The sequence below is a fragment of the Furfurilactobacillus curtus genome (assembly GCF_045862785.1).
GTDB classification, from domain to species: domain Bacteria; phylum Bacillota; class Bacilli; order Lactobacillales; family Lactobacillaceae; genus Furfurilactobacillus; species Furfurilactobacillus curtus.
Map to the genome: position 1 here is coordinate 28,744 of NZ_BQXO01000004.1, position 16,099 is coordinate 44,842.

Annotated in this window: 15 protein-coding genes; 3 read left to right on the forward strand and 12 right to left on the reverse strand. The window is 42.0% G+C overall.

Annotation, left to right across the window (positions count from 1 at the left end):
* Window positions 1-559: KxYKxGKxW signal peptide domain-containing protein (locus ACKTR2_RS07390; RefSeq protein WP_407884066.1), on the reverse strand; the 559-nt coding region annotated here is incomplete at its 3' end.
* Window positions 560-836: 277 nt separating this feature from the next.
* Here ACKTR2_RS07390 and ACKTR2_RS07395 point away from each other — a divergent pair.
* Window positions 837-2,525 (forward strand): glucosaminidase domain-containing protein, encoded by a 1,689-nt coding sequence (locus tag ACKTR2_RS07395; RefSeq protein ID WP_407884068.1) that lies wholly within the window; start codon window positions 837-839, stop codon window positions 2,523-2,525.
* Window positions 2,526-2,782: 257 nt separating this feature from the next.
* Here the strand turns inward: ACKTR2_RS07395 and ACKTR2_RS07400 are convergent, their stop codons facing one another.
* The 3 genes from ACKTR2_RS07400 to ACKTR2_RS07410 form a co-directional block, all read right to left on the reverse strand.
* Entirely contained in the window at window positions 2,783-3,913 is a 1,131-nt protein-coding gene (locus ACKTR2_RS07400; protein WP_407884070.1) for an acyltransferase family protein, read from the reverse strand.
* Window positions 3,914-4,011: 98 nt separating this feature from the next.
* Complete coding sequence (locus ACKTR2_RS07405; protein ID WP_407884072.1) at window positions 4,012-5,124, reverse strand: AI-2E family transporter; 1,113 nt, start codon at window positions 5,122-5,124, stop codon at window positions 4,012-4,014.
* Between the two features lie 75 nt (window positions 5,125-5,199).
* Window positions 5,200-5,751: a DUF402 domain-containing protein gene (locus ACKTR2_RS07410; protein ID WP_407884073.1), complete on the reverse strand. Its 552-nt coding sequence runs from the start codon at window positions 5,749-5,751 to the stop codon at window positions 5,200-5,202.
* Window positions 5,752-5,920: 169 nt separating this feature from the next.
* On the opposite strand from ACKTR2_RS07410, the gene ACKTR2_RS07415 reads away from it, so the two are divergent.
* Window positions 5,921-6,829: a glycosyltransferase family 2 protein gene (locus ACKTR2_RS07415; protein WP_407884075.1), complete on the forward strand. Its 909-nt coding sequence runs from the start codon at window positions 5,921-5,923 to the stop codon at window positions 6,827-6,829.
* A 55-nt stretch (window positions 6,830-6,884) separates the two neighbouring features.
* Here ACKTR2_RS07415 and glf read toward each other — a convergent pair whose 3' ends face one another.
* From glf to ACKTR2_RS07455, 8 genes are read right to left on the reverse strand one after another with little or no spacing between them, the layout of a single operon-like run.
* Window positions 6,885-8,009 carry a UDP-galactopyranose mutase gene (glf, locus tag ACKTR2_RS07420; RefSeq protein WP_407884077.1) on the reverse strand — a complete coding sequence of 375 codons (1,125 nt, stop codon included), beginning with the start codon at window positions 8,007-8,009 and terminating at the stop codon, window positions 6,885-6,887.
* 27 nt (window positions 8,010-8,036) lie between these two features.
* Entirely contained in the window at window positions 8,037-8,993 is a 957-nt protein-coding gene (locus ACKTR2_RS07425) for a glycosyltransferase family 2 protein (protein ID WP_407884079.1), read from the reverse strand.
* A complete protein-coding gene (locus tag ACKTR2_RS07430) occupies window positions 8,990-9,943 on the reverse strand; it encodes a glycosyltransferase family 2 protein (RefSeq protein WP_407884081.1) in 954 nt (317 codons plus the stop codon). Before ACKTR2_RS07430 ends, ACKTR2_RS07425 begins: the two co-directional genes overlap by 4 nt.
* Window positions 9,944-9,962: 19 nt before the next feature.
* Entirely contained in the window at window positions 9,963-10,886 is a 924-nt protein-coding gene (locus tag ACKTR2_RS07435) for a glycosyltransferase family 2 protein (RefSeq protein WP_407884082.1), read from the reverse strand.
* 1 nt (window position 10,887) lies between these two features.
* Window positions 10,888-11,652 carry a DUF4422 domain-containing protein gene (locus tag ACKTR2_RS07440; protein ID WP_407884084.1) on the reverse strand — a complete coding sequence of 255 codons (765 nt, stop codon included), beginning with the start codon at window positions 11,650-11,652 and terminating at the stop codon, window positions 10,888-10,890.
* Window positions 11,653-13,038 carry a hypothetical protein gene (locus ACKTR2_RS07445; RefSeq protein ID WP_407884086.1) on the reverse strand — a complete coding sequence of 462 codons (1,386 nt, stop codon included), beginning with the start codon at window positions 13,036-13,038 and terminating at the stop codon, window positions 11,653-11,655.
* 27 nt (window positions 13,039-13,065) lie between these two features.
* A complete protein-coding gene (locus tag ACKTR2_RS07450; RefSeq protein ID WP_407884088.1) occupies window positions 13,066-13,698 on the reverse strand; it encodes a Wzz/FepE/Etk N-terminal domain-containing protein in 633 nt (210 codons plus the stop codon).
* 21 nt (window positions 13,699-13,719) lie between these two features.
* A complete protein-coding gene (locus ACKTR2_RS07455; protein ID WP_407884090.1) occupies window positions 13,720-14,349 on the reverse strand; it encodes a sugar transferase in 630 nt (209 codons plus the stop codon).
* 313 nt (window positions 14,350-14,662) lie between these two features.
* Between ACKTR2_RS07455 and ACKTR2_RS07460 the strand changes: the two genes are divergently transcribed.
* Window positions 14,663-16,093, forward strand: coding sequence for an oligosaccharide flippase family protein (locus ACKTR2_RS07460; protein WP_407884092.1), 1,431 nt, complete (start codon window positions 14,663-14,665; stop codon window positions 16,091-16,093).
* The last annotated feature ends 6 nt before the right edge of the window (window positions 16,094-16,099 follow it).

Sequence of the window (16,099 nt, forward strand, 5' to 3'; positions counted from 1 at the left end):
TGTTACCATTCTCAGTCTGTAAACCGTTTTTGACTGCACTACGCGCGGCCATAAATGAATATGTTTGGGCCGAGGCGACCCCATCAGTACCCTCAGCAATATTACTTGAAGCTGAAGTTGCCGCGGAGTTCGCCTTCTGGACATCGCTACCAACATTCGAACTGGCAGCAGGCAAAGATGTTGCTGACGCAGAGCTGGAAGTAGCTGAAGCTGCTATTCTGTTTGTATCCCCAACACTTTCTGCAACAGACGGTTCATCATTTGCAGAGGCAGATTCATTAACGGGCACAGACGCTTGGCTGGCTTTAGCTAAATCGGCTGAATGACTCGTCGCTTGGTCCTGGGCGTTAGAAATGGTAGCAGTACTAGTCATTGCTTCATCAGAATTACTTGTCGCAGGTACTGCTGCCAGCTCTGTTCGTATCTGTTCACCCGTGTCGGCATACGCTTTATTTTGTCCTAGCATCATCATTCCACCTAATGCGAGTACCGTAATGCCAGCAACACACCAATTTTTCCCTCGTTTAAACAATTTGAAATGCACTTTTTTATCTCTCATAGAATTAGCCCTCTAATTTTTTAAACTATGTACTTGAAATCAAGTTAATACTAGCATAAAACTACTACGCCTATACTCGATTAGAAAATTTGTTAAAAAAATGCAATACTATGTTTTTAGTATATAGCACTCGTTCAGTCTCTTTTTTAATTTCGAAAATACGTTCGTCAAATTTGCGTTACCAATTCTTAACAATTTCGGTAATTTCCACTAAACAATTTCGTTCCATGGTAGCATATGGTAATCGGGTGAATTTGGTGTGAAAGGATTTAAACTTATGCAAGGAAAAGTACATTTCAAAATGTATAAAAAAGGACGTTTTTGGTGTTTATCTGCATTAGCAGCAACCGGAGTAGGCTTTGGATTAATAAGCTCCCATACATCTGCTTTGGCAGATGTCGTACCCAAAACACAAATCTATTCGACAAATTTGGCAGACGTAGATACTACTACCTCAACGTCAAATAACAGAGATTCTGTGGAGACTGCTATATCGAATAGTCAGCAAAGTGCACCAACACAGTCATTAAGCCTACCAGATGGGTCTTCTCAAGCACAAAGCACGGTATCTTCAGCTTCTACTATAAATATGATGTCGGGGGCCGCTAACCCACAAGCAACTAATTCTGCAGTTAAACTATCCTCATCAGCGACAAGCGAGACCACTATTGAGACTACTAGTGCGCCACAGAGTAATAATAACGCTAGTTCTCTGGTAGCGACTTCTGTCCCTTCTCAAGTCGCCTCGGCCCAAACATATTCATTTATGGCCGCGCGTAGTGCAGTCAAAAACGGTTTACAGACTGAGAATGGTAACACGTATTATTACATCAACGGCGTTCGGCAAAGTGGCACACAAGTTGTTAATGGTAAGACTTATTACTTTGATCCGGCTACCCAACAAATGAAGAATGATTACTTCTATGATCATAACGGGCAAATGTACTACTTTGGCAACGACGGTGCTGAGTACCAGGATCAGTTCTATTCCAATTGGGGTAACATGTACTACTTTGGCAAGAATGGTGCTCGTTACACAGATCAATTTTATTCCAACTGGGGCAATATGTATTACTTCGGCGACGGCGGTGTTCGCTATACCGACCAGTTCTATTATAATTGGGGAAAAATGTATTATTTCGGTGATGGTGGTGTTCGCTATACCGACCAGTTTTACTCCAACTGGGGCAACATGTATTACTTCGGCGATGATGGTGCCCGTTACACCAACCAGTTTTACTCCAACTGGGGCAACATGTATTACTTTGGTGAAGGTGGCGTGCGCTACACTAATCAGTTCCTATACGATGATGGCAACATGTATTATTTCGATGGTGATGGCGTTCGTTACACAAACCGCTTTTACCAAAACTGGGGCAATACTTACTACTTTGGCACCAATGGCGCCTTAGTTAAAAACACGACAACGAATTTAGGATTTGGCAATATCTCTTTTGATGACAACGGTGTAATTGTGAATACTGATATTAACGGCAATCAAAATAGCCACCAAAATCAATTTCTTAACAGTATTATGCAAGGGGCTATTCAAGGGTGGAAACAGTATGGCATCTTGCCTTCTCTAACAGCTGCTCAAGCCATTTTAGAAAGTGGGTGGGGTGCGTCATCATTAGCCGCCATATACCATAATCTATTTGGCATCAAAGGGGACTACAACGGGCAATCCGTTTATCTACCAACGTATGAATATTTTAACGGGGCTTATCAATACGTTAACGCTGCCTTTCGTGCTTATCCAAATGCTTCTGCTAGTGTTCTTGATCATTCTGCGTTTTTAACTGAAAATTCTCGATACCATAATTTATTGTGGGTTAAAAATTCTGACGCAGTGACCAATTTGATTAGACAAGATGGTTACGCAACGGATCCAAATTATACGGCTTCGCTTAGAAATGTGATTGCAATATATCATTTAAACGTTTGGGATCAATTAGCATTTTTATAATATCAATGCTCTAATTGCATATCGCTTTTACATTGTTTTAAATGGATCAAGAAATGTCAAAGGGTCGAATTCAGGTACCTCTCAAGAGGTACCTGAATTCGACCCTTTTTCCATTTATAAAATCAAAAAATTCAATTCAAACATTGTGTTTCTCAGCTTGTGCCTATAAATTAAAGCTCTTTAGCTATACAAAGCACTAAGTTGCGACTAAAACTTTGTGCCTTGTATTATATTTTCCCTTATGTCAAAAAACGTCTTCATGAAAACACCTTTTTTCGCTTAAATGGAAACTGACGGTGCATATAGACAGATCTGATCCATGGTAAATGTGGGATCAAATAAACTGCAACAGTTGTAAGTAAAATTCGATACAGAATCACTAGGATAACTGCCAGTAAGGGCCCAAATAGTGCGTTGCTATGCGCAAATATGAAATCTCCTAATTTTAAATTATCTAAATCAATCATATGGATGCACATCACAATCAAAGACTCTTTACCAAACAACGTTAACCAGGATAAACGTTTGCGGTCAAAATTGCTTAGCCATTTAGCAAAAATGATAATTGTAAAACTGCCTCCCATCGCCCCAATGACCGCAAAAAATGGATTAGCCGCAAAGCCGATGTTCAAATAAAATGGCCCAATCCAAGCAGATAATCCCCACAAAATAACTGCAACGACTAATATCCAACTATGCTTACACCATGTATCCATTAAGTTGGTTTGCCTCAGCCAAAAGCCAAACCAGTAAAAAGATTGGCTAACTAGTGCAGCATTTAAGGACCAAGGCAATACCCCAAATTTCGTTAATCCAAAGCCCATCCCAGTTAACACAATACTTAGTAAAAAGAGAACCATATCGGAACATTTAAAATAACGTCTAATATTGAGCAGCCCATTAAATATAAGGTTACCCAGAAACATGGCTAACAAAAACCAAATAACGCCAATTGCAGGGACACTCAAGTTGTGGTTAAAAATAAAGGGAACCGGTGTAGCAACACCAGATATCCCAACAAGCGCTGCTTTAGATACGGGAAGCGATGTGCCAACACCAGCTATTCCAGCAAGTGCTGCTTTAGACAAACTACCCAATCCCTTAATTCCTACCCAGCCTGGAAGTCCGGGCGCTAACCAAGACAAAAACATAATAATTAACACTGTGCCAAAATATGGCAACAATATGTTACCCATCAGCCCTTTAAGCAATCGACTCCAAGAACGTCGCTTAAATAAGTAACCAGATAATACAAAGAAAATGGGGACATGAACTGCGAAAAACAATCTCACCAGTCCAGATGCTGAGTATACATACATCGAATGGCCAATAATAATCATGATCATTGCAATTCCCCTGGTCAGGTCAATCCATTCAATTCGCTTCAAAATCAATCACTCCGTTCTACCAGTTAGTTGTTGTTTTGCTTGCCTTTTTGTTAACATGTCGGTTCATACACTTTATAGGCCATTTAAAAATATATTTATTACTTCTCTCCTTGATCCCCTAACTGCCAAATATTCCACACATACTGTACCACCGTCCGCACCACCGCATAAAACGGAATACAAAGAATCATTCCTGGAATCCCAGCAATATGTCCAGCTGCTAGTAACAAAATGATAATGGTCAGTGGATGAATTTTAAGTGAACGCCCAATGATATTTGGGTAGATAATGTTGCCGTCAATCTGTTGCACGACGACCACGACCACGACAATCCACAGAAGTTTGTTTGGCGCCATGATTAAACCAACAATCAAGGCTGGCGTAATGCCTATGTATGGGCCAACATATGGGATGATGTTGCATAATCCAGCAATAATCCCTAGTAACAAGCCAAAGGGCATGCCGATCAACATATAACCAATCGAGGTAAACACACCAACAAACAGACATTCAATAACCTGTCCGCTGATGTACTGAGAAATCGTATCACCCATTTTATATAACAATTCGACAATCCGATCTTGCCGCTTATCCGGCAAGAAACGAGCGATTGAGGGAACTAATTTCCCACCGTCTCGCAACATGTAAAATAAAATCACGGGTACGGTAATGGCCGTGATCGTAATGTCCGTAATTGTTCCAATTAAATTACCAACGCCACTCGTAATATTGCCAATGAAGCCTTGCGCCCAAGAAGACAGCGAAGCTTCGACAGATTTTAAATATTTAGCTACATCAGGATTATCTAAAATGTGCGAATGCTCGACATATTTCGTCAATTCTTTTTGTGATTGGGTCGCCACATGGGGCACACTAGCGATCAATTGGCTAACCTGCCCTGTTAGTGGCGGTATTAGAGAAAGGACACCAATCACAATCAACCCAACTAATAACAAGATGACGATTAACGATGCCCATGTCCGAGTCAGACGAAATTTCTTATAGTGAACGCGCATTAACAACTTCACTAATGGGTTAAGCATATAGAACATAAAACCGGCCACGATAATAGGCACGAACACAGCGGAAATAAAGGTCCCGATCGGTCGAAAAATAAAATTAATCTTTGTGCAGACCCAAATTAAGGTGACGACAACTAAAACCTCAATCGACCAGAACAGCAAGTTGGAATTCTTCAATCGATTCAACATTTTCTTACCCCCAACAATTCGTTTTAAACGAAAGGCAACCAGTCTCATTTCGAAACTGATTGCCTCAGTTAGCCATCAACGTTCACGACGGGAAAGCTCTTGATAACGCCGATACCAAAGCTCAATATACGCAGGTGAAAACGGACCCTTGCCCTGATTAATCCAGTCCACAAGCACTCGTACATTAGCTTTCAAAATATGATCAAGCTCGTTTGAATAATGCCACGTCGTTCCGTGGCTTTGATATTCATCAACATCTAGTAACCGCTTTTCACCATTTGGAAACACCTTTACGTCCAAATCGTAGTCGATGTATTTAACCGCTTCGTGATCTAATACATAGGGCGACGCCAGATTACAATAATATGAAACGCCATTATCACGAATCATCGCAACGATATTAAACCAAAAATGTTTATGAAAATAAACAATCGCCGGCTCTCGCGTAACCCAACGACGTCCGTCATCTTCAGTAACAAGGGTGTGGTCGTTAAGCCCGATTAATTCATTTTCAGTTTGTTTCAGCACCATCGTGTCGCGCCACGTTCGGTGCAAGCTCCCGTCGTGTTTATAACTTTTGATGGCCACATAGTCCCCTTCTCTGGGACCTGCAGCTTCACGTGTCATAAATCTCCCAACTTTCTTAACCTGGTGAAAAGTAAACCAGTGTTAGTATACCAGAATTTAAGTCGTAGACACGCAGGTGCAGCGCATTTTCTGAAATATGTATGGTAAAATTAATGAGCATGATTTTCAGCAGCATTAATTTAACTTGATTACATAGCGGAGGCGTTTCTTGAAAACCGTCAGTTGTATTGTCGTAACTTATAATCGACTCGAATATTTAAAACGTTGTTTAACACACATCCTCGATCAATCAACACCTGTCAGCCATGTCATTGTCGTTAACAACAACAGCACAGACGACACGGAAGGCTATTTAAATAGTTTGACTGATTCACGAATCATCACCACAAATCCTCATCAAAACATTGGCGGCGCCGGTGGTTTTGCCTGGGGCATTAAGACTGCTTATCAGGAAACAACCGATGATTATTTTTGGCTGATGGATGATGATACGATGCCCCAAATCACCTGTTTAGAAAACTTGTTAACGGCCACGGATACATTAGCCGACAAGTTTGGCTTTCTCGTCAGTGACCCACGATGGACAGATGGGACGCCTAATCAGATGAACGTCCCATTGACCCAACGTTTTTGGACCAGCAATTTAGATGATCATTTAATCCAGCTTCAATATGCCACCTTCGTCTCTTTCCTATTCAAACGAACATCAGTGACAAAGTTAGGTTTGCCCTATAAAGAATACTTCATTTGGTCAGATGACATTGAGTACAGCACTCGATTGCAAGCAATGGGGGCTTCCTATTTAGTTGCCGACAGCAAGGTGATTCATGAGACCGGCAACAATGTGGGCGCCGATATTGTCACTGATAGTTTAGGCCGAATTCCCCGCTATTTTTATTCTTACCGCAATCTGTATTCCACTTGGCGAAAGTATAAAGGCCACAAAGGCGCGTTCAAACAATTTTTACAGGCCATGCTTGATCTAATACATGTTCTACGACATAGCCCAGATCATAAATGGCTTCGCGTCCGTACCCTGTTACGCGGGCAATTTGCCGGCTTCTTCTTTAAACCTAAAGTTGATTTTGTTTCACAAATTGATCAATCTGCAAAATAAATCCAATTAAACGAAAAACACATCGCCAAGTTCTGGGATGTGTTTTTCGTTTGGATTACTTATTAAATTCTTGGTTGACCGCCGTCAATGCGGCATGGATCACCTGATGCATGTCGTAATAACGATACATTCCTAAACGACCACCGAACAGCACTTTCGGCTGGTTCTTAGCCAAGTCCCGGTATTGCGTGTATAGGTCGTTGTTCGTCTTGTTATTAACTGGATAATAAGGCTCATCACCACGGTGCCAAGTTGCTGGATATTCACGTGTGACGATCGTCTTATTCTTATCACCCTTACCAAATTCAAAGTGCTTATGTTCAATGACCCGTGTATATGGTGTTTCGGCATCCGTATAATTGATCACTGCGTTACCTTGGTAATTATCAACATCCATTTCTTCGGTTTCAAAATGCAAGGAACGATATTGTAACTCACCAAGTTGATAATCAAAGAATTGATCAATCATCCCAGTAAAGACCACCCGCGGATAATCCAACAGATATTCATCCTTGTGATCAAAGAAATCAACGCCAGTTTCCACATCAATCAACTCGTTGGCTAACATCTTCTCAACAATTTGAGTATATCCACCGATCGGAATGCCTTGGTAGGTATCATTGAAGTAGTTATTATCAAATGTATAACGGACAGGGAGGCGGCGGATAATAAAGGCGGGTAGGTCCGTGGCCTTTTGCCCCCATTGCTTTTCTGTATAGCCCTTGATGAGCTTTGTGTAAATATCCGTTCCAATCAACGAAATCGCTTGTTCTTCAAGGTTCTTCGGTTCACCAGCACTCAGATTCGCGGCCGCTTTTTGTTCGTCAATCTTAGCTTTCGCTTCAGCTGGGGTGACCACGCCCCATAACTTGTTGAACGTGTTCATGTTAAATGGCAAGTTGTACAGTTCGCCCTTATAATTGGCCACTGGTGAATTCGTATAACGGTTAAATTCCGCAAATTGTTGTACATAGTCCCAGATATCTTTGTCTGACGTATGGAAAATATGCGCGCCATACTGGTGCACTTGGATCCCATCTTGTTCTTTTGTATAGATGTTGCCGGCGATGTGATCTCGCTTTTCAATCACTTTAACGCGCTTACCTCGCTTAGCAGCCTCATAAGCAAACGTCGCACCAAAAAGCCCCGATCCCACAATCAAATAATCATATTCAGTCATTATTATCCTCCACTAATTTACAGTTACTTAGTGCGACTCACTGCCAGGTAAATGAACGAGTGACTTGCCCCCTCGGCCGCGCACGCCATCCCAAAAACCGGCGTTATACTGGTTAAAGACAAAGTGTCGATTACCTGCAAATTTACTTTGTATAATCGTCGTCATTAACCTAGGATACCAATACGTTAAATATAACCCAGTCACAAGAGAACTCTTACCATGTCGCTTCATCGTTAACACTTTATTACGCACATTATAGTAAGTACGCCAATCTCGCTGATATTTGGCGATCGTATCCATTGACGGAATGGCCGTCTTATGGATCACCTGCGCGTCATTAATGTTTAACAATTTTGTGTGCTGGCGCAAGCGTAATGAATATTCAAAGTCATCCCACCAAATAAAATAATCTTTTTCTGGCAAACCTACTTTAGCAACTAAAGCGGTCGCAAACACACATCCACAAAAACTAAACCAATCAATAGTCGTTTCTGCCACGCCTTCAAACGCACTGGCCGGCAGCAATGACTTTTTCACCCAATACTCATTAGAAACAACCCCGCGTTGATCACTTTGAATTCGACCATCTGTCAACATGACATTACCAGAAAAGGCTTGAATATCAGGATGTCTACGCTGAGCTAATGCCAGCTTTTCAAAGTAAGCCGGTTCATAAATGGCATCATCATCAGACAATGCCAACCAGCCAACGTCAGGCAATTGAGCCGCTAATCGAACTCCCTCATTAAAGCCACCAGAACCACCAATATTTTCTGGTAACCGATGAATTTCAACTAAGGGATTTTGATCGAGTCCGGCGCGATGTAACTCATCGGGCGTGCCATCAGTCGAATGATTATCAATGACGACAATCTTAACCGGCGGGATGGTTTGCTTGAGTAAGCTATTGAGTGCTTCAACTAGTAAACGTTTACGATTAAAGGTCACCACTACGGCGGCGTAGCGCATATTGATCTCAGTCACAATGAAGCTCCCTTCGGTAAATAATGTTCATTTTTGCCTAGCTTTCCACGCAGTCCGTCACCAAACGCCTGCCAGTAAACACGCTGAATATGGCGGCGATATCCTTTAAATCGTGGTGTCAAAGTTAATCCGTACTTAGCCGCCATCCACCCAAATAACAGCGTTCGACCGAACAATGGCGAATGCGCATGGCTAAGCACAGTGGCGACATGGTTTCTCAACCCATAATACTCTCGCCAATCTGGTTGATACTGGTTGGCGAAATCAATCGAAGGTACTTTCGTCTTATGAATTAATTTAGCCGCGGTCACGAGTTGTATTTTGCTATGAGCACGGATGCGCAGCGAATATTCAATGTCATCACCCCAAATAAAGAAGTCAGCGTTGGGCACGCCAATTTCCTGGATTAACGCCCGCTTAACGAAAGCTCCACAAAAAGTGAACGTGTCGATCGACACCATCGCTTGGTGATAATCTTTTTCAGGTACCGAATATGTTTTCAAGCGGTCCCAGTTCCGAATGATTTGTCGCTGATCGACTTGAATACGCCCATCTGGCAAGATTACCTGACCAGCAAAACCAGCAACACTTGGCGTTTCATCAGCCGCTTGTAGTAAGCGTTCAAAGTAATTAGACGCAAAAATGGCATCGTCATCGGACAGCGAAACCCAATCAGTGTCAATTTTCTGTGCCAATGCAACGCCACGGGCAAAACCACCCGCACCGCCTAAATTCGACGACATTTTAATTTGTTCCACCGCCGGTTCATTGGCAAAACGACCGGAGCCTTCGAATAATGCCTCGGTCCCATCGGTTGCCGCATTATTAATCACGAGGATCTTTTGTGGCGAGACCGTTTGTTGAAGAAGGGACTCGAGTGCTTCAGTTAATAGCTCACGTCGATTGTAAGTCACGACCACCGCCACATAGCGCTGTTTTCCTTTACTCATCAGAAGTTCGTCCTATCATTCAATAATTTTTGCCCGGTAAAAATGCCTCATTGCGGCCTAATCGATTACGATAACCGTCAACATATCCGTTAATATAAGCCTTAGTCAAATAACGTGCCACTTTACGACGGGCGGGAACGACTAACATAGCGGTCAACTTTCGAATCATAACGTAAACTAAATATAAGTGAGCGATCGCCATATTGGTCGAGTGTTTTTTGGTCATTGCAACACGGTTACGGGTCACATAATACTCTTTCCACGGGGAAATTTTGTGGCCTTCATCGGTCGTCTTATGCGTGATTAATGCATCTGAAACATTATAAAACTTAGTCAGTTTCTGGGCGCGCAAAGCATATTCAAAATCGTCAAACCGGATAAAATAGTCCTTCTCCGGCATGCCAATTTGATCAATTAAATTGCGGCGTAATACAACCCCGCAAAAGGAAAAAATGTCACATTCAAAATTATGCTCGTACTCTGCATCCGCTACTGGTTTAACGGACAATGTGGCCGTGTTCATCAACCGCTCACGATGTGGATGATCGATCGGTCCACTGGCAAGTCGGACGGTTCCCGTCAGTACTCGATAATTAGGATATCGCTTAGCAGCCTGTGACAATTTCGTAAAATAATCTGGCGCAAAAATGGCATCATCGTCAGCCAAACAGATCCAATCCGCCGCATACGTTTTCGCCCGTGCCAGTCCCTGATAGAAGCCAGCCGAACCGCCAACGTTTTCTGGCAAGCGTAAATAATCAACTTTTTCGTTGTCACCAAACTCACTCGTCATTGCTTGATCCGTCCCATCAGTCGAACAGTTGTCAACGACCACGATTTTTTGAGCCGGCGTTGTTTGGGCTAACATGCTATGGATGGCTTCAATGAGTAAAGGCTTTCGATTGTAGGTAACAATAACGCTAACGTACTTGATAGGTTTCACCTCATTTTATCTTCGGAAAGAATTTGCGTTGCAGAAACTTGCCTCCTTTGATAAACCAATTTTGATGTTCCATGAAGACGAAGTTGACTTCATGATAGTTTAACTGATTGGCCTCAATCCAGACATCCAATAGACGTTCACTGACAAAGCCGTAAACACGGCTGTTATAGGCATCATATTGGCTAATATCAGTCCGTTTTTCAAGCTCAAACAGAATGGCAAATAACCACTCACAGTATTGGTTAAACAATGGTCGTTTCATGATGAACATATTAAACATGTGTGCTGAACGTTTCGCCATAACATCATCAAAAGCTGTCAAATACGAGGGTGTCTGTTCCCCAATAATCTTACGCGCCTCATCCAAGGGTTGCTGGGGATGTGCATGAACGTAATGACTATAATTCGTTTCGATATAATAACGACGTTTTTTCGGTAAGATTAAATCAGCTGTTTGAAATAAGCTGTCAATTTGAGCGCGAGTTAAGATCGTGGTTAGTGTCTTTTGATGATGCACACTTAGATATCGCCGATAATGATCCAGCCCCACAGCGTCAGCGTCAAGGTTCTTCCACGCCCAATATAAAGCCGTCAATTCATTATACGTCGAATTTTTGAGGGAAATGTTATCCCCTGTATTATCCCCTTGAAAGCTCTGATTGACATCTGGGTGTAAGGCTTTGCCAACAAATATTGGTAAATACAATGATCGATCAGCCGGCATTTCATAATTCTTATGTGTTGCAACTAACACTTTTGTATCCATTTACACAGATTGCTCCTTTTGGACGGCGGTATTTGCCATGGTAATAACGGCCACGTAGAAGAAGAAAGAAATCGTCATATAGTAATCGTTCCAAGAAAAAACTAAAACTGATAAAAGCAAATACATCCACAGAAAGATTTCAAACGCATCAATGAGCGTGAGATACATTGCCTTATTCGGCATGGTTGAAGCTCGTAGCTGAGGCTTAAGTTTTATACCTAAACGAACCCGTTTCCAAATATAATACAAAATCGGACCGACAATGATTAGCCCATATTGGGCCAGCCAGGCCCCCCAGTTACTCAACACTGGATACTGTTGTTTCATATAAACAAACAAATATTCTGGATTATTTCGTGTCGCCCGCGGCACAAATTCCATTAGGTAGTTTCCAGTCCAATTATTGCCGACGCCAATAACTGGGTGATGCAAAAACGTGATCAATAAACCAATCGTGCCGCCTAAGCGATTATCGGTACCACCCTTTTGAAAAATATACTGGTTAAGCAGTGTTTGAAATGCATCTACATTCTCGAACGCTAATATGATTAAGACACTCACAACGATAGCTAGTAGATAATAAAACACTTTGTGCCCAGTGTCTGATTTCCAAAATAGCGCGATCAGTGCCAGACCGATAACCAGAAAACCGGTCGAAGTTCGCGCCAAAGCTAGGACGATAAATAACCAGATCATAAAACCGATGTAAATCCAACGATGGTGATGTTGACTATTCGTAAAAAAATCATAGTGATTGACTAAGGCGGCAATGATTGGCGGAAGAAAAACGCAACCGATTAGAGCGGCCAAATAACCAGCCTCTGCTTCAAATCCATTTACCCGATGCATGGTGACGGCATAACTACCTAAATCGTACCAATCCCGTTGGTACCAATGTTTTTCAAATAGACCGGCTACAAAATTAACCCAGTCATGCATATAAGGTCCGACTGTCGCAATGATTTGGGGCAACAGAACCAACAAACTGTAAACAAAAAGCCCCACGATTAGGCCACGCATAAATCGCAAAATGTCTTGATCAGTCAAAATCAGTACTTTAACGACGAACCAAGCCAACACGATGCTAACTGCCACTAAAAAAATATCTAAAATTCCGTGAATCAAGCCTGCATTTTGTGTTGACGTGCCAAAACGTCTGAAGCTAAGAAACATGGCCACACATTGAGAGGCTAGGGCTAGTAAAACAAAAAAAAGGCCCTTTTTGGTGATTAACGGGTCTACTAGTGTCGCTGATAAGTCATTTCGATATAATCCGACCCCAACGAATAATAAATAAAGTACAAATGGAAGGCCGGCTGTTGTCACTGGGACCGCATAGGTGAATGTCCGAACAAACAAACTAATTGGAATTAGTAAACTTGACATACCCAATGCCCCTTCCCCATTTTGTAGCTATGCGTCACGATGACCACCTCTGAAAATATCCCAGGTGAAAACCATTAGACCGGTAATAATGATGCCAACTGCAGCCGCAAAAATCGTCACTTTTTTAACACTTGGCGTAGTTTCAGAGGACACGCCATTGCGTTTTGCAGTCGCCAACAAACGTACTCTAGTCCCTAAGCCACTATCGTGTGCCAAATTTTTGCGGGTAACTTTTGCTGTTGTATCGGTGATCGCAATCGCTAACTTCTTGCTCTTAGCTGAGCCAGAGATACGCAACCAAGCGGCTCCTGGCCGCGTCGTAACTTTAATCTGATCTGGTAAAGATTCTTGATCATAGGTGTAGTCAGAACGATGCTTTAACTGAGCGTTTACTCGATCTGTAATCACTGGATCTGTGACGACATTGGCATATGTATTCGCTAACGCAATATTGGCTTGTACCTGATCAAAAGTACGGCCTCCAGCCAAAGCTGTGGGCGTTAAAATTAAGCTACAATTGGCCGTATAGGTCGTTGAAGTTTTATGTCGAGCATAAAAATAACCACCTGCACCGAACACCAAAGCGCCGATTGCAATTACCAAAATATTGACGACAAAAATCCGCCAGAGCTGCTTAAGCGAAACGGAACCGTTTAACATGACTCTCCTCCAAAATACCGTTTAATACGCACCTTCGGATGTAAAAATCCGAAAGATGTTTTTAATTAAAATCGTGAAATCAAACCATAATGAGGCCTCATCCACGTAACGAAGTTCAATTTCACAACGCTCAGGATACCCAATGTTGCTACGCCCACTTGCCTGCCAGAGCCCCATTGCACCAGGTTTTACTGATAGCAATTTATCAACTTGGTCGCCGTACTCTTTAAGTTCTTCTCTAACAACGGGACGCGGTCCGATCAAACTCATATCCCCGCGTAAAATATTCACAAACTGCGGCAATTCATCGATTGACGTTTTCCGTAGCAATCGACCAAATGCGGTAATCCGTGGATCTTGCTTAGGTTCAAGTTTATAGTTATTAGCAACGTATTTCGCATATAATTTTGGATCGCTCTTTAGCTTTTCATCAGCATTTACGACCATTGACCTAAATTTTAAAATATAAAAGTCTCTGCCAGCCAAGCCAACCCGCTTTTGGCGAAAAATAACCGGACCTTTATTAACCCCAAATTGATAGGTTAAGTAAACCACCAGAAAGACTGGACTGAGAATAATTAGGGCAATGAGCGACAAAATGACATCAAAAAGTCGTTTAAAGAACAAATACCCCATTGATTTTTTTTGCATGTGAACCCGATCTATTTCCATATTTTTTCCAAGATTTACTAAACTTAGTTTAATTGACACAAATGTTAGCATATCATGAAAGATATTAGTGAACAAGAACCGGACAGCATCGCATATTTCGTTGGCAGCTGAACGGTTGTGTTTAACCCTGACATCTGGCATGATGAACAACGTTATTCTCACTAGTAATCAATCATCGGCAATAGTTTATCAAAAAAAGAGTCGTTAGATAATGTAGCTTGTGACTTATTAAGCACATTTTAACACTTAACTTTTGTGAACTACTGTCCTATTTAGAAAGGATGGACAAAAGTTGAAAGCTCTGAAGAACTTTTTTTATAATGCCTCCTACCAACTTTTGATTTTGCTCATCCCTTTAATTACCCAGCCTTACATTTCAAGGGTTCTACAGCCGGTTGGAAACGGGATTTATACCAATACATATAACACCATGCAATACTTTATCTTGATTGGTGATCTCGGTATTTCCGTCTATGCCAATCGAGAAATTGCTTATCATCGCGATAGTCCACTCGATCGTTCCAAAATTTTTTGGGAAATTGAATTGTTACAAATTCTCACAACTTCTTGTGCTGCTATCTGCTTCTTCATCTTTGTTGCCGTTGACCGCCACAACTTCAATATTCAGCTCATTCAGCTTTTTTGGTTAGTTGCTGCTGGAATTGACATTTCTTGGTATTTCATGGCTCTTGAAGACTTTGGCAAAACTGTCATTCGCAACACAATCGTTAAATTAGCATCAGTTTCGCTAATTTTTATCTTCGTGAAGTCGCCCGACGACCTCTGGAAATATGCCGTTATCCAAGGTGCTGCTCAATTACTTGGCGCTTTGACACTATGGCCTTATTTACGGGAAACAATCGTCCCTGTTCAATGGTCAAAACTAAATGTTTTCCGTCATTTTAAACCCTCATTAGTCCTGTTCGTACCAAACATCGCCATTCAGGTTTACTCCGTTATCAACAAATCAATGTTAAAACACTTTGACTCATTTTCAGCGCTGTCGTTCTTTACGTTTGGTGATAACCTGGTTAAAACGGTATTGGCCATCGTCACTGCCACTGGTGCTGTCATGTTGCCACGGATCGCCAGTCGGTTCGCCCGCGGTGATTTAAAGGCCGTTCATGAGAGCCTTTATCGAAACATGAATTTTGTCGCTTCCATTTCATTTCCCTTAATGTTTGGCCTAGCAGCAATGGGTGAACGGTTTGCGCCAAAATTTTTTGGCTCACAATATCTCATCTCTGGGCAGGTCATCTTTGCTGAAGCGCCGATTATCGTCTTAATTGCTTGGAGTACCGTCATTGGCCGTCAGTATCTGATGCCAGTTCAAAGAATGCGTGAGTACACAACTTCAGTAACCATCGGTGCTGTGGTCAATGTTCTCGCTAACATTCCCTTAATCCTTAACTTCGGTGCCGTGGGTGCGGCGATTGCAACTGTTATTGCCGAGGCCGCTGTCACCATTTACCAAGTTTGGACCGTTCAGGATTCACTAGAATTACGCCGCATGTTTCAAGGACAGTGGAAATATTTGTTCAGCGGAGCAATTATGTTTTTCATCGTCCGAAAGTTAACTAATTATTGGTCGATGTCAATCTTACACATTATTATCGATGTCGCGGTTGGGGGGGCTGTGTATGTCATCTGTATTTTACTCGTGCGTGCACAAATCATTGACGAAGTTCGTCGTGTCGTCCGTAGTCGCTTCAACCACAATTAATTTTTG

Excerpts from the sequence above, each read along its gene's own strand:
- ACKTR2_RS07395 (WP_407884068.1), top strand. The coding sequence starts at position 837 with ATGCAAGGAAAAGTACATTTCAAAATGTATAAAAAAGGACGTTTTTGG.
- ACKTR2_RS07405 (WP_407884072.1), bottom strand. The coding sequence starts at position 5,124 with ATGTTGAATCGATTGAAGAATTCCAACTTGCTGTTCTGGTCGATTGAG.
- ACKTR2_RS07410 (WP_407884073.1), bottom strand. The coding sequence starts at position 5,751 with ATGACACGTGAAGCTGCAGGTCCCAGAGAAGGGGACTATGTGGCCATC.
- glf (WP_407884077.1), bottom strand. The coding sequence starts at position 8,009 with ATGACTGAATATGATTATTTGATTGTGGGATCGGGGCTTTTTGGTGCG.
- ACKTR2_RS07430 (WP_407884081.1), bottom strand. The coding sequence starts at position 9,943 with ATGAGTAAAGGAAAACAGCGCTATGTGGCGGTGGTCGTGACTTACAAT.
- ACKTR2_RS07440 (WP_407884084.1), bottom strand. The coding sequence starts at position 11,652 with ATGGATACAAAAGTGTTAGTTGCAACACATAAGAATTATGAAATGCCG.
- ACKTR2_RS07445 (WP_407884086.1), bottom strand. The coding sequence starts at position 13,038 with ATGTCAAGTTTACTAATTCCAATTAGTTTGTTTGTTCGGACATTCACC.
- ACKTR2_RS07450 (WP_407884088.1), bottom strand. The coding sequence starts at position 13,698 with ATGTTAAACGGTTCCGTTTCGCTTAAGCAGCTCTGGCGGATTTTTGTC.
- ACKTR2_RS07455 (WP_407884090.1), bottom strand. The coding sequence starts at position 14,349 with ATGCAAAAAAAATCAATGGGGTATTTGTTCTTTAAACGACTTTTTGAT.